This is a genomic window from Kribbella sp. NPDC054772, assembly GCF_053611945.1.
The window spans coordinates 40144-53328 of record NZ_JBSHBJ010000038.1 but is presented as its reverse complement, the minus strand read 5'-3'; the positions used below and the strand labels follow the sequence as shown (position 1 = coordinate 53328).

14 protein-coding genes are annotated in these 13185 nt (G+C 68.6%); 10 read left to right on the top strand and 4 right to left on the bottom strand.

The features are described 5' to 3' along the window. Positions 1 to 158 precede the first annotated feature (158 nt). Together ACWGID_RS36195 and ACWGID_RS36190 are read left to right on the top strand one after the other, a co-directional pair. Positions 159 to 317: a hypothetical protein gene (locus tag ACWGID_RS36195; protein ID WP_165546737.1), complete on the top strand. Its 159-nt coding sequence runs from the start codon at positions 159 to 161 to the stop codon at positions 315 to 317. An 87-nt stretch (positions 318 to 404) separates the two neighbouring features. After that, complete coding sequence (locus ACWGID_RS36190) at positions 405 to 1124, top strand: PH domain-containing protein (protein WP_452203868.1); 720 nt, start codon at positions 405 to 407, stop codon at positions 1122 to 1124. Here ACWGID_RS36190 and ACWGID_RS36185 read toward each other — a convergent pair. From ACWGID_RS36185 to ACWGID_RS36170, 4 genes are all read right to left on the bottom strand, one after another. Continuing rightward, entirely contained in the window at positions 1121 to 2407 is a 1287-nt protein-coding gene (locus ACWGID_RS36185; protein ID WP_452203867.1) for an RNA polymerase sigma factor, read from the bottom strand. The two genes, ACWGID_RS36190 and ACWGID_RS36185, sit on opposite strands and share 4 nt — an antisense overlap. Before the next feature lie 24 nt (positions 2408 to 2431). Beyond that, on the bottom strand, positions 2432 to 2779 hold the full coding sequence (locus ACWGID_RS36180) for a YciI family protein (protein WP_452203866.1): 348 nt from the start codon (positions 2777 to 2779) through the stop codon (positions 2432 to 2434). Between the two features lie 85 nt (positions 2780 to 2864). Beyond that, positions 2865 to 3587: a maleylpyruvate isomerase family mycothiol-dependent enzyme gene (locus tag ACWGID_RS36175; protein ID WP_452203865.1), complete on the bottom strand. Its 723-nt coding sequence runs from the start codon at positions 3585 to 3587 to the stop codon at positions 2865 to 2867. Positions 3588 to 3632: 45 nt separating this feature from the next. Continuing rightward, entirely contained in the window at positions 3633 to 4079 is a 447-nt protein-coding gene (locus tag ACWGID_RS36170; protein ID WP_452203864.1) for a DUF4231 domain-containing protein, read from the bottom strand. A 31-nt stretch (positions 4080 to 4110) separates the two neighbouring features. Here ACWGID_RS36170 and ACWGID_RS36165 point away from each other — a divergent pair, with 31 nt between their 5' ends. From ACWGID_RS36165 to ACWGID_RS36130, 8 genes are all read left to right on the top strand, one after another. Next, complete coding sequence (locus ACWGID_RS36165; RefSeq protein WP_452203863.1) at positions 4111 to 4614, top strand: MarR family winged helix-turn-helix transcriptional regulator; 504 nt, start codon at positions 4111 to 4113, stop codon at positions 4612 to 4614. Positions 4615 to 4809: 195 nt separating this feature from the next. Further along, positions 4810 to 6399, top strand: a complete 1590-nt coding sequence (locus tag ACWGID_RS36160) for a peptide ABC transporter substrate-binding protein (RefSeq protein WP_452203862.1) — start codon at positions 4810 to 4812, stop codon at positions 6397 to 6399. A 16-nt stretch (positions 6400 to 6415) separates the two neighbouring features. Beyond that, positions 6416 to 7789 (top strand): M14 family zinc carboxypeptidase, encoded by a 1374-nt coding sequence (locus ACWGID_RS36155; protein ID WP_452203861.1) that lies wholly within the window; start codon positions 6416 to 6418, stop codon positions 7787 to 7789. Continuing rightward, on the top strand, positions 7789 to 8715 hold the full coding sequence (locus ACWGID_RS36150; RefSeq protein WP_452203860.1) for an ABC transporter permease: 927 nt from the start codon (positions 7789 to 7791) through the stop codon (positions 8713 to 8715). Before ACWGID_RS36155 ends, ACWGID_RS36150 begins: the two co-directional genes overlap by 1 nt. Then, positions 8708 to 9589, top strand: coding sequence for an ABC transporter permease (locus ACWGID_RS36145; RefSeq protein ID WP_452203859.1), 882 nt, complete (start codon positions 8708 to 8710; stop codon positions 9587 to 9589). The genes ACWGID_RS36150 and ACWGID_RS36145 overlap by 8 nt, the downstream gene beginning before the upstream one ends. After that, on the top strand, positions 9589 to 11034 hold the full coding sequence (locus ACWGID_RS36140; protein ID WP_452203858.1) for a serine hydrolase domain-containing protein: 1446 nt from the start codon (positions 9589 to 9591) through the stop codon (positions 11032 to 11034). The genes ACWGID_RS36145 and ACWGID_RS36140 overlap by 1 nt, the downstream gene beginning before the upstream one ends. Then, positions 11034 to 11552: a GbsR/MarR family transcriptional regulator gene (locus ACWGID_RS36135; protein WP_452203857.1), complete on the top strand. Its 519-nt coding sequence runs from the start codon at positions 11034 to 11036 to the stop codon at positions 11550 to 11552. Before ACWGID_RS36140 ends, ACWGID_RS36135 begins: the two co-directional genes overlap by 1 nt. Further along, positions 11549 to 13180 (top strand): dipeptide ABC transporter ATP-binding protein, encoded by a 1632-nt coding sequence (locus ACWGID_RS36130; protein WP_452203856.1) that lies wholly within the window; start codon positions 11549 to 11551, stop codon positions 13178 to 13180. Before ACWGID_RS36135 ends, ACWGID_RS36130 begins: the two co-directional genes overlap by 4 nt. Positions 13181 to 13185 lie beyond the last annotated feature (5 nt).

Sequence of the window (13185 nt, the reverse complement as noted above, 5' to 3'; positions counted from 1 at the left end):
TCGCTGCCGTGCCCCCGGATCCGTTACAGAATGGATCTTGTACCTGGTGAGCATTGTGCGGTGGGCTGTGTTCAGTCAGTGACAATTAGTGACCGTCCGTGATATAAACACTCAACCGCAGTCGACCGAGTGGTTAGTTAGAAACAAGGAGTGGCGACATGCCGAAGAAGCTGTTGATCTGGTCGCTCATCGCCTTTGCCGGCTTCTACCTGTTCACTCAGCCGGCCAATGCCGCAGGCGCGGTGGGCGGTGCGTTTTCTGCCGTGGGTGATGCGTTCGGGAGTGTCATCACCTTCCTGACCGCGCTGTTCAGCTGATCTGCCGTTCGGGTGTCCCGTCGCGAGTGATCGTGCGGGACACTTGGTTTACGGGGTCACACAACAGCGTGACAGGGGAGTGAGTGGATGGCCGGCATAGGCCTGTTCCGGATCTTCGACCCGAAGGTCCGGCGGCATCTGATCTCGGACGAGGGCGAAGTCGTCATCGACGAGGTCCGGCACCACTGGGTGGTGTTCACGGTGCCGATGCTCGAAGTGGTGCTGGCGGCAGCCCTGCTGCTGACGATGGCGGCCACGTCGATCGGTGGGCAGCCCGTGCTGCTGGCGATCGTGCTGGTGCTGCTGGCGCACGCGTTCTGGCAGTTCCTCACCCAGCATCGAGACCGCTTCGTGGTCACGAACATGCGCGTCATGCGGATCCGCGGCGTCTTCTCGCAGACCGTCGCGACCACCCCGATCGCCCGGGTCCTCGACATCACCCTGCAGAAACCGATCATCGGGCGGATGCTCGGCTACGGCCACTTCGTCTTCGAGTCGGCCGCGCAGGACCAGGGCTTCCGGGAGATCAAGTGGGTCAGCCGGCCCGACGACCGGGACCTCACCATCCAGCGCGTCATCCAGCGGACCGGCCTCCGGGCGTCCGCGAGTGTCGACGTACTGCAGGGTGACGAGGACTCCGACGACGACGGCACCGGCCCGATCGGGATGGACTCGGCGCAGGAGGTCACCACGGCTCCGGCCGCGGCCTCGGCGCCGGCGCCACAGTCCCGCCCGGGCCCGACGGGCGCGGCCGGCGCGAAGTCCATCTTCAACAGCGAACGCGGCAACTGGACCGACGAGACCTAATCTCCAGCCCGTGGAGACCTGGCCGCGGCTTGTTGGGTGAAGTGGTCGCGGCGGTGTTCCCGGTGGGATCGTTCCGGGTGGGTCGGGGGAGCGGTGGCCAAGGCCTGGTCCAGTTCGTCGACGGCTTCGGCGTACGCGTGCCGGCGGGCCAGGAGTTCGGCGCGGATGGCGTGCCAGCGTGAGCTGCTCGGGATCGTGTCGAGCAGCTCGAGCGCGTCGGTCACCTCTCCGGTCTCGGCGATCGCGACGGCGCGTGCCAGCTGCGCGGCGGGACTGGGGGAGACCTCGACCAGCAGGTCGTACAGCCGGACGATCTCGCGCCAGTCGGTCGCCGCATAACTCGGCACGCGGGCATGCTCGGCTGCGATCGCTGCCTGCAGTTGGTAAGCATCGGCCTGCCGAGCAGACCGCTCCAGCGAGTCGTTGAGGAGTACGACGCCGCGCGCGATCAGGTCCTGATCCCACAGCGAACGGTCCTGCAGATCGAGGGTCACCACGTCACCGGTGACGTCGACACGCGCGGGCCGACGGGCCTCGGTGAGCAGGAGCAGCGCCAGGACGGCGGTCGGCATCGCCTGATCGGGCAGCAGCGTGTGCAGCAGCTCCGCCAGCCGGATCGCCTCGGCACACAGATCGACGTCGTACGCCGCTTCGCCCTCGGACGGCGCATGCCCCGCGGTGTAGAGGCTGTGGATCACCGCGCAGACAGCGGGCAGCCGATCCGGCAGCTCGGCCTCGGCGGGCACGCGGTACGGGATGCGGGCGGCGGAGATCTTCTGGCGCGCGCGGACCAGCCGCTTCGTCGCGGCGACCTCGGTGGTGAGCAGTACGCCGGCGATCTGCGCGGGGGAGAGCCCACACAAGGTCCGGAGTGCGAGCGCGACCCGGGTCGGCGGCGCCAGCGACGGGTGGCAGCAGATGAAGATCAGCCGGAGGAGATCGTCCTGGACGACGTCGTCCGGCTCCAGCCCGCTGGTCGGGTCGAGCTCTCGCCGGGTGATCTCGATCAGGTCCGAGCCGGCCTGTTCCTTGCCGGCCCGAGCCTGCTCGCGGCGGATGATGTCGAGCGCCTTCCGGCGCGCGGTCACGGTCAGCCAGGCGCGCGGTTCGGGCGGTACGCCGGTCACCGGCCAGGCGCCGAGGGCCGCCAGGGCAGCTTCCTGGACGGCGTCCTCGGCGAGCTGGACGTCGCCGACGGTCCGGACCAGGGTCGCGAGGATCCGCGTGCCCTCGATCCGGATCGTCTCCGCGACCGCGTCGTACCGCTGGTCCACCGGGATCACTCGGGCTTACTCGGCCGACACCGGTTACTTGGCCACGATGACCGGCCGGACCTCGACCGCGCCGCCCCAGGCGGCCGGGATCTCGGCGGCGATCTTGACCGCCTCCTCGAGGTCGTCCGCCTCGATCAGGTAGTACCCGGTCAGGGCCTCCTTGGTTTCCGCATACGGACCGTCGGTGGTGATCACCGGCCCGCCGCGGGCGCCTTCGACCCGGACGACGGTCGCCGTCGCGGTCGGGTGCAGGACAGCGCTCGCCTGGATCTGCCCGGCGAAGTCCACCCCGAACTTCCGGTACTCGGCCAGCTCGTCGGCCTGCTCGGACGCCCACCAGTCGACATCCGCGGTGTAGGTCAGTGCAAGGTACTGCGTCATCAGAGTCCTCCCTCTCCCTGAGACCACTGTGGTCTCTCACCAAGGGAACGAACAGCCGGGCCTACAGAGGACATCTCTGGAAATCTCACTGAGTAGCCTCCGAAACGCGCCCCCGGAACGCCTTCACCACCTCCGCGTCCCCCACCGTCCCGATCGCGTCGTCCCCGGCCCGTCCCCACAGCCACAGATACAGCGCCGCCGCATCACCGAAGATCTCCGCCGCCACGTCCCCCTCCGCCCCTTGCCGTACGTCGACACTCGTCGCGTCGGCGTGGATGGTCCAGGACCGGCCGGACGCGGTCAGCCGCAGGGCGGCGTCGATGGGACAGGCCGTGTCACCCTCCTCCCACCAGGGGCCGCCGAGATTCGGGTAGAGCACCTCGTCGATCCCGTCCAGCGCGAGCTCGGTGTCGATCGGCGTCACCGCGTCGTGCGCGAGCTCCACGTCGATGCGGTGCACTGCCGTCTCGTGCGCCATCCGCCGGTGCCAGAACGCGGAGGTGGTGTCGCGCGGGTTGAAGGTCCACGTCTCCAGACCGGTGCCGGCCTTCTCCAGCGCGTCGACGATCGCGACCCGCGCAGCGTCGTACCACTCCGTCGAGTCGCGGCCGGTGAAGTCCGGCGGCCAGGGGTCGGGGAGCGCGCCGAGGCGCAGTACCTCGACCTTGTGGTCGTAGACCTGAGCGACGTGCCGCACCACGGACTCGACCGTCCATCCGGGACAGCTCGGCACAGCGGCGTCCAGCCCGGTCCGTGCAACGTCGGCCAGGCGTGCCGCGTCGGCCCGCACATGCTCCAGATACTCCATACCCGAACCTTGCCAGCCGCCACAGACAGTTTTCAGCGGCCAGTTTTAGACGTTCCGCGCCTTCAGGGCTGCCTCCCAGTCGGTGGTCTCGGTGTGGCTGATCTCCACGACGCGTTCGGCGAGGAGTTTCACGGGCTCGTGCGCCGCGGCGTACCGGCCGGCGCGTTGGGCGTACAGCCAGGCCTCGTTGCGCAGGGCCTGGGCGGTGCGGGTGTAGGTCGGATAGGAGTCCTTGAAGCCGAACAGGGTCCGGACTCCTTCGGCGAGCGCGATCACGCCGCCGAGCGACGGCGCGAGCCACGTCGGGGCGTTGATCGCGACCGAGATCGCGATCACCAGGGCCGCGGCGAGCTGGACGGTCCCCAGCGCGCGGTAGGCGACGCGGGCGTTCCGGGACTGGTGGGCGTACCAACGGAAGCGGATGCTGATCAGCTGCTCGGCGGGGTTGTCGGTTCCGAGGGCGGGGAAGTCGGAATCTCTGAGTGTCGACATGGTCAGACCAGTGTCGGGCTAATGTTCGGCCATGGCGAGGAAGAGGGCGTTGCCGTTCGATCCGATCGACGAGGCGTCACGGCAATGGGGCCGGCGCTGGGGAGCGGTCGAGCAGATGCGGGCCGTCACCTCGCTGATGCGCGCCCAGCAGATCGTGATCAACGAACTCGACGAGATCCTCCGCAAGCACGGTCTGACCTTCGCCCGGTTCGAGGCGCTGGTGCTGCTCACGTTCTCGCGGCGCGGGTCGTTGCCGCTCGGCAAGATGGGTGAGCGGCTCCAGGTGCACCCGACATCGGTGACGTCGATCGTCCGCCGGCTGGAGGCGGCCGGCCTGGTGACCCGGACGCCGCACCCCGACGACGGCCGCGCGGTGCTCTGCGAGATCACCCCCGATGGCCGTGACCTGGTCGAACGCGCGACCGCGGACCTGGTCGCCGCCGACTTCGCCCTCCGCGGCCTCACTGACGACCAGCTCGCCATGCTCTGGTCCGTCCTGGAACCCCTCCGCCGCAACGCCGGCGACTTCTCCTGACCACCATCGCCTGACTTTGTCGCCGGCCCCGGTCGCCTGACCTCTTGGTGCCTGGGCGACGTGTTACGTCCGTGCTAAAAGTTCATTTCCTACTGAAACTTCCCAAGTTTCCCTATTGACCGGCATGCTCACGAGGTCCAGGATCGGTGGGCAACCGGCCCATCCCTGCGGGCCGCGAGTCAGGTGGAGGACTTGATGAAGCGTGCTGCTGCCGTTCTCCTGGTCGGCGCCGTGGCGCTGGTGGGCTGTTCCGGAGGTGGGTCGGGAGGCTCGGCCACCGATGGGATCAAGACGATCTCGTACGCCGTCGACGACCCGGTGACGCTGAACCCGGGCCGGCAGACGATCGCCTTCGCCCAGGACCGGGTGCTGTTCTCGTCGCTCACGTTCGTCGACAAGGACGGCAAGCTGAGCTACCTGAACGCCGAGTCGGTGAAGTCGACCGACGCCGTGCACTGGACGATCAAGCTCCGCCCGAACTGGACGTTCCACAACGGCGAGAAGGTCACCGCCGAGAGTTACGTGAAGGCCTGGAACACCGTTGCCTACGGCCCGAACGCGTGGGAGAACAGCGGCCAGCTGGTCAACATCGCCGGGTACGACGCCCTGAACCCGGCCAAGGGCAAGCCGACGACCACCCAGATGTCCGGTCTGAAGGTCGTCGACGACCTGACCTTCACCGTGACGCTGAAGGCCGCCGACGGGCAGTTCCCGACCCAGCTCTCGCAGGCGCAGACCGGGTTCTTCCCGCTGCCCGAGGCGGCGTACAAGGATCTCGACGGGTTCGGCAAGAAGCCGATCGGGAACGGGCCGTTCAAGATGACGGACGCCTACCAGGAGAACGAGCCGGTGACCGTCGCGAAGTACGACGGTTACCAGGGCCCGAAGCCCACGGTCGACGAGATCACCTTCAAGCCGTACACCGACATGACCACCGCCTACACCGACGTGCAGGCGGGGAACACCGACATCCTGTTCGTCCCGGCGGCCCGGATGGCGCAGGTCAAGAAGGACTTCGGCGACCGCGCGTACGTCTTCCAGGGCCTCGGCATGAACTACCTCGGCCTGCCGCTGTGGGACAAGCGCTACCAGGACGTCCGGGTCCGCGAGGCGATCTCGATGGCCATCGACCGCCAGGCCGTCAGCAACGTCATCTACGGCGGCATCTGGGAGCCTGCGACCGCGCTGACCCCACCGGGTGAACCGGGTACGCCGGTCGGCCTCTGCGGTGACCCGTGCAAGTTCAACCCGACGAAGGCGAAGCAACTCCTGGCCGAGGCCGGCGGCTTCAGCGGCAAGATGGAGATCCGCTACCCGGGCGGCGCGGGCCTCGACGACCTGTACAACGCCTACGCCAACCAGCTCCGGCAGAACCTCGGCATCAAGGACGTCACCGCGACGCCGACCACGGACTTCCCCGAGTTCCAGAAGCTGCGCACCGGCGGGAACCTGAGCGGCCCGTACTTCTCCCGCTGGGGTGCTCTCTACGCCAGCCAGCAGAACACGTTGCGCTCCTTCTACACCAAGTCCGGCGGCTGCACGAACTGCATCCCGTACTACACCCCGCAGGTCGAGCAGTTGCTCGCGAAGGCCGACGCCGAGGTCGACCCCGAGAAGGCGATCCAGGGGTACGTCGACGTTCAGAAGGCGATCCTGAAGGACTTCCCGGCGCCGCCGATGTTCTTCGAGAAGTACGCCTATGCGACCTCGGACCGGATCGCGGGCCTGGCCGAGGGCGCCGGCGCGATCAACCTCGAGCAGACCACCCTGGCGGCCGACAACTGATGACGGTGGACGATTGATGACTGCGACGAACGGCCCGCTCCGGGAGATCCTGGAGCGGGCCCACCGGGTCCCCGACCTGGCCCATTTCCCTGGTGTCGACGAGATCAACCAGCGTCTCGACGACCTCACCAAGCAGCACCCCGAACTCGTTACCCGGCGCCGGATCGGTACGTCGCGACTCGGCGACCCGATCACGATGTACTCGATCGGGGACGGTCCCGAGCAGGCCCTCGTGTACGCCGGTGTGCACCCGAACGAACCGATCGGCTTCTGGACCGCGATCCGGCTCGCCGAGGACCTGTGCGCGGACGCGACCTTCCGCGCGGGCTGCCGATGGCACATCATCGGCAACATCGACCCCGACGGCACCCGCCTGAACGAGGGCTGGTTCGACGGCCCGTTCAACCGGGTCCACTACACCGCGCACTTCTACCGCCCGGCGCCCGACGAGCAGGTCGAGTGGACGTTCCCGTTCCAGTATAAGGACGCGTACTTCGACCGCGTCATGCCGGAGACGTTCGCGCTGATGCAGGTCATCGACGAGATCAAGCCGACGATCGCCGTCTCGCTGCACAACACCGAGCTGGGCGGCGTCTACTACTACGTCTCGCAGGAGCTCGCCGGCTTCGTCGACGAGCTGCACGCGATCGCGGCCTCGTTCGACCTCCCGCTCGATCTCGGCGAGGCCGAGACACCGGTCGTCAAGCCGTACGGACCGGCCGTCTACGAGATGATCAGGTCCACGGCGGTCTACGACTACGCCGAGGCGCTCGGCCTGCCGACCCCGAACGATTCCGGGAGCTCGTCCTCGGCGTACGCCGCCCGGCACGGAACGGTCAGCCTGGTCGCCGAGCTGCCGTACTGGACGCATCCGTCGATCGACGACCAGACGCCGACGCAATCGCCGTACCAGCAGGTCCTGGCCGCGGCGGCGGACGAGCTGGAGAGCAACCTGCAGATGCTCGACGAGATCTTCCGGGCGGCGCGGCCGTACCTGTCCGTCGACTCACAGCTCGTCCGCGGCATCGCGGCGTTCCTGCCGTACCTGCTGAAGCGGCCGGAGCGCGAACGGCGCCGCGCCGCCGAGATCGATCCGGAGCGCCGCGCGACGGTCGCCGAGGTCTTCGGGCTCGGCGACATCAACCGTTCCTTCCGCCTGCGGTACGGCGGGATGCTGGTGCGCTCGCTCGACGGTGAGATCGCCCGCGGCAGCGCGTCCGCCGCGCTGTACCCGTTGGCGAAGCGGCTGCGCGCGATCTACACCGAGTGGCAGACCGAGGCGCGGAGTCTCGACGAGCAACTGCACACCGTCCCGATCAAGGACCTGGTCGGTGTCCAGTACGCCGCCACGCTGGCCCTGCTCGCCGCGGTCCGACGGGAGGCGCCCTGATGGTGCGCTTCACGATCCGGCGACTGATCGAGCTCGTCCTGGTGTTCTTCGGGGTCACGTTCGCGATCTACGCCGCCGTGTTCGCGCTACCCGGCGACCCGATCTCCAGTCTCGGTGGCGACCAGCCGTTGTCGCCCGCGGTCGTGGAGCGGATCCGCGAGCTCTACCACCTCAACGATCCGCTGTGGTCGCAGTACCTGCGCTATCTCGGGCACCTGCTGACCGGTGACCTCGGAGTCGACTTCCGGGGCCGGCCGGTGGCCGAGCGGCTGGCGTCGCGCTGGCCGGTGACCATCCGGCTCGCGCTGACCGCGTGGGTGATCCAGGTGGTGATCGGTGTCGGCCTCGGCCTGGTCGCCGGGCTGCGGAAGAACACCTGGATCGACCGCGGCGTGCTGATCCTGACGATCCTGATCGCGTCGGTGCCGATCTTCGTGATGGCGGTGACCGCGCAGCTGGTGTTCGGTGTGAAGCTGTCGATCTTCCCGATCGCGGGCGTGACCGACGGCTGGCCGACGGCGTACTTGCTGCCGGCAACGACGCTGGCGATCTACGGGCTGGCCGCGGTGGCCCGGCTGACCCGGGGGAGCGTGGTCGACACGATGAGCTCGGACTTCGTCCGCGCGCTCTGGGCGAAGGGCCTGACCCGCCGCCGGGTGATCGGCATCCACGTCCTGCGGAACTCGGCGATCCCGGTGCTGACCTACCTCGCGGTCGACCTCGGCGCGCTGCTCGGTGGTGCCGTGGTGACCGAGGGGATCTTCAACCTGCCCGGGGTCGGCCAGTTGCTGTTCCAGTCGATCCGGGTGCACGAAGGGCCGACCGTGGTCGGGATCGCGACCGCGCTGATCCTGATCTTCCTGCTCACCAGCGTGGTCGTCGACCTGCTCAACTCGCTCCTCGATCCCAGGATCCGTCATGACTGATGCCGTACTCGCACAGCCGCTCGACGAGGACGTCCTGGCCCGGAGAGGTGTCTGGGCAACTGTCCGGCGGCGTGTGCTCTTCTGGCTGCCGCTCGTCGTCCTCGCCGTACTGGTGCTGATGGCGCTGCTTCCGCAGCTGTTCACGAGCACCGACCCGCGCGCGTGCGACATCTCGGCGAGCGCACGGCCGTCCTCACCGGGACATCCCTTCGGGCAGGACCTGCAGGGCTGCGACGTGTACGCGAGCGTCGTTCACGGCGCCCGCGCATCGCTCTCGGTCGGGTTGTTCTGCACACTGGTCGCCCTCGGGATCGCGGTCCTCGTCGGGACGGTCGCCGGGTACGTCGGTGGCTGGGCCGACTCGGTCCTCGCGCGGCTCACCGACGTGTTCCTCGGATTCCCGTTCCTGCTCGGCGCGATCGTCGTACTGAACAGCCTCGGCAAGCGGTCGGTGCTGTCGGTGTCGCTCGTGCTCGCGCTGTTCTCCTGGCCGACGCTGGCGCGAATGGTCCGTACGACGGTCCGCGCGACCCGCGACGCGGAGTACGTCCAGGCCGCGAAGGCGATGGGGTTCCCGACCGGGCGGATCCTCACGCACTACGTGCTGCCGAACGCGATCGGCCCGGTGCTCGCGGTCGCGACGCTGACCGTCGGCGGCGTGATCGTCGCCGAGTCCACCCTCACCTTCCTCGGCCTCGGACTCCGGGCGCCGTCGATCTCGTGGGGCCTGCAACTGGCGACCGCACAGTCGCGTTTCCAGCAGGCACCGCACACACTGATCTACCCGGCGATCTTCCTCGCCGCGACGGTACTGAGCCTGATCACCCTCGGCGACGTCCTGCGCGACGCGGTGAACCCGAAGGGACGCTCCTGATGACCACCCACCACAGAACGGACGCCGCCTTGTCCTTTGATCTCGACACCGCCCGACAAGCCGCTCCCGCGATCGAGAGCTGGCTGGAGTACCAGCGCCGCTACCTGCGGACGCCGGGAGTCCAGGCGGCGATCAGGGTCGGGGACGAGCTCGTCCTGTCGACCGCGCTCGGGAACAGCGACGACGTCGCCGGTACGCCGCTGCGCACGGACCACCTGTTCCGGATCGCGTCGCACAGCAAGACGTTCACCGCGACGTCGGTCCTGCAACTGGTCGAGCAGGGCAAGGTCCGGCTCGACGACCCGATCGAGACCTACGTCCCGGAGCTCGCGGGCAGTGAACTCGCGGCGGTCAGCGTGCGGGAGCTGCTCGGTCACCAGGCCGGTGTCATCCGTGACGGTGTGGACAAGGACTACTGGCAGCTGATGGATCCGTTCCCGGACCGGGAAGGTCTGCTCGAACTGTGCCGTTCGCACGGCCGGGTGTTCGAGCCGAACGAGTTCTTCAAGTACACCAACATCGGTTACTCGCTGCTCGGCCTGGTGATCGAGTCGGCGAGCGGCTCGACGTACGGCGAGTATGTCGGGACCCAGATCGTGCAGCGGCTCGGGCTGAAGAACACCGGCGCGGAGTGGGACCCGCAGCGCGCCGACGAGTACGCCGGTGGTCACACCGGACTCCTCGACGGGCACGACGTCCGCGAGGTGATCCCGCACGTCGACACCGGCGCGATGGCGGCGGCGACCGGGTTCTACTCGACGGCCGAGGACCTGACCGTCTACGGCGCCGCGCACTACTTCGGTGCCACCGAGTTGCTGACGGACGCGAGCAAGCGGCTGCTGCAGCGCGACGAGAGCCTGGTGAATGCCCACGGCAAGGAAATCGGGCGGTACGGGCTCGGGATGGACATCGTCACGGTCGGCGAGCGGCGGCTGGTCGGGCACAGCGGCGGGTACCCGGGCCACATCACCCGGACCTTCATCGACCCGGTCGACCAGATCGTCGTGTCGGTGCTGACGAACTGCATCGGTGGGCCCGCCGGCACTCTCGCGACCGGGGTGGTCAAGCTGCTGAACCTGGCGGCGAACGCGCCGGCCGGCACGCAGGTGCCCAGTGACATCGACGCGACCCGGTTCTGCGGGAACTTCGCGAACCTGATGGGTGTCATGAGCGTCTCGCTGCTCGGTGGCCGGTTGGTGGCGTTCTTCCCGGCGGCACCGGATCCGGTCGAGAGTTACGAGGAGCTCCAGGTCGTCGACGAGAACACGCTGGCCGTCGTCCCCGCGGCGGGTTTCGGATCGATCGGCGAGAAGGTGGAGTACACCTGGGACGCCGACGGACAGCCGTCGGTGGTCCGGTACGGCGGGAGTTCGCGCTGGCCGGTCGAGGCGTTCCGGGCCCGGCGGTCGGAGCAGATCGCCGGTGCGGTGCTGGGGAGGTCGTGATGACGGACAACAAGCCGATCGACGACGAGGGGTGGGAGGAGGACACCCGCCGGGTCGACTTCGTCGAGCAGTTCGCGTTGATCCGAGAGCTGGCCGGCTCGCCACGGATGGAGGGGCGGGTGCTCGGCTACCTGATCGTGAGCAACAAGCCGTACGTGTCGTCGGCGGAGCTGGCGCGGGCGCTGTCGGCGAGCGCCGGATCGATCTCGAGTACGACGCGGCGGTTGATCGACCTCGGGTTCATCGCGAGGCACGCCGTACCGGGGGACCGGAACCACTACTTCAAGGTCGACGACGACATCTGGGGAAGTTTCCTCGCCGGCGAGCGGCGGTCGTTGCACAAGCAGCAGCAGCTGTTCGCGGACATGCTGCAGGAGTTGCCCGACGACATGCCCGGGCCGCGGAAGCGGCTACGGAACGCGCGGAACTACTTCGAGTGGCTGACGTCGTACCACCGCAAGATGCTCGCCGACTGGGAAGAGTACCGGGACAAACTCGACGCCGAGGAGGGCTCGTGAGCGACGAGGTCCTGACCTTCGAAGACCTGACGATCGACTTCACGGTCGGCGGTACGTCGCAGCGCGCGGTGCACAGCGTGAGCTTCGGCGTCCGGCCCGGGGAGGTGCTCGCGGTCGTCGGCGAGTCGGGCTCCGGGAAGAGCGTCACCGCGCTCGCGGCGCTCGGGCTGCTCCCGGCGAACGCGTCGGTCGGCGGGCGCATCGTGTTCGGCGGCGACGAGGTGTTGTCGATGTCGCGATCGGAGCTGACCGCGCTGCGCGGCCGGAGGATCGCGATGATCTTTCAGGATCCCGTCGGTGCGCTCGACCCGGTGTTCACGATCGGGACGCAGCTGATGGAGATGGTCCGAGCGCATCAGCCGGAGCTGTCTCGCGCGCAGGTGCGGGAGCGCGCGCTCGAGCTGCTGCGGATGGTGGAGATTCCGGAGTCGCGGTTCAAGTACTACCCGCATCAGTTGTCCGGCGGTCAGTGCCAGCGGGTGATGATCGCGATCGCGGTGGCGTGCGACCCGGAGCTGCTGATCGCGGACGAGCCGACGACCGCGCTGGACGTGACGGTCCAGCAGGAGGTTCTCGACGTACTGCTGGCGATGCGGTCGAAGATCTCCGGCGCGATCATGATCATCACCCATGACATGGGAGTCGTCGCCGACGTCGCGGACCGTGTCGTGGTGATGCGCAAGGGCGCTGTCGTCGAGACGGCCGATGTCCACGAGCTGTTTGACCGTCCGGAGGAGGAGTACACCCGCGCACTGCTGGCTGCGGTGCCGCGTGGCGGCCTGCGCGACCAGGCTGCGCCGGCCGCCGTGGATGAGGTGGCGCCCGCGCTGGCGGTGAACGACCTGGTCGTCGAGTATCGCTCCCGCCGAGGCCGAACCATCCGCGCCGTCGACGGGGTGTCCCTCACGCTGACCCCGGGCCAGATCACCGGCGTGGTGGGCGAGTCCGGCTCCGGCAAGTCGACCATCGGCAAGGCGGTCCTGGGGCTGGCTCCGCTGACCTCGGGCGCGATCGAGGTCGCCGGTGTCTCGCTCGGTGACGCGTCGTCGTCGACCCTGCGCAAGGTCCGGGCCGGGATCGGCGTCGTGTTCCAGAACCCGGCCGGGTCGCTCAACCCGCGCGCGACGATCGGTCAGTCGATCGGCGAGCCACTCGCCGTACACCGTGGTGTCCGCGGCGCCGAGCTGCGAGGTCGTGTCGAGGAACTTCTCGACAGCGTCGAACTCCCGCGCGCCTGGGGCGGCCGCTATCCGCACGAGCTCTCCGGCGGCCAGCGTCAGCGGGTCTCGATCGCGCGGGCGATCTCCCTGGACCCGGCGTTGCTGATCGCCGACGAGCCGACCTCCGCGCTCGACGTCTCCGTGCAGGCGACGGTGCTGGAACTGTTCCGGTCGATCCAGGAACGCCTCGACTTCGCCTGCCTGTTCATCAGTCACGACCTCGCGGTCGTCGACCAGCTCTGCGACCAGGTGGCCGTGCTCAGCCAGGGCCGCATCGTCGAGCACGGATCGCGGGAATCCGTTCTCCGCGACCCGCAGGACCCGTACACGATCCGTCTCCTGGAGGCCGCCCCCGTTCCCGACCCGACCGAACAGTCCCGCCGCCGGAAGCTTCGTTTGGCCGGCTGATACCT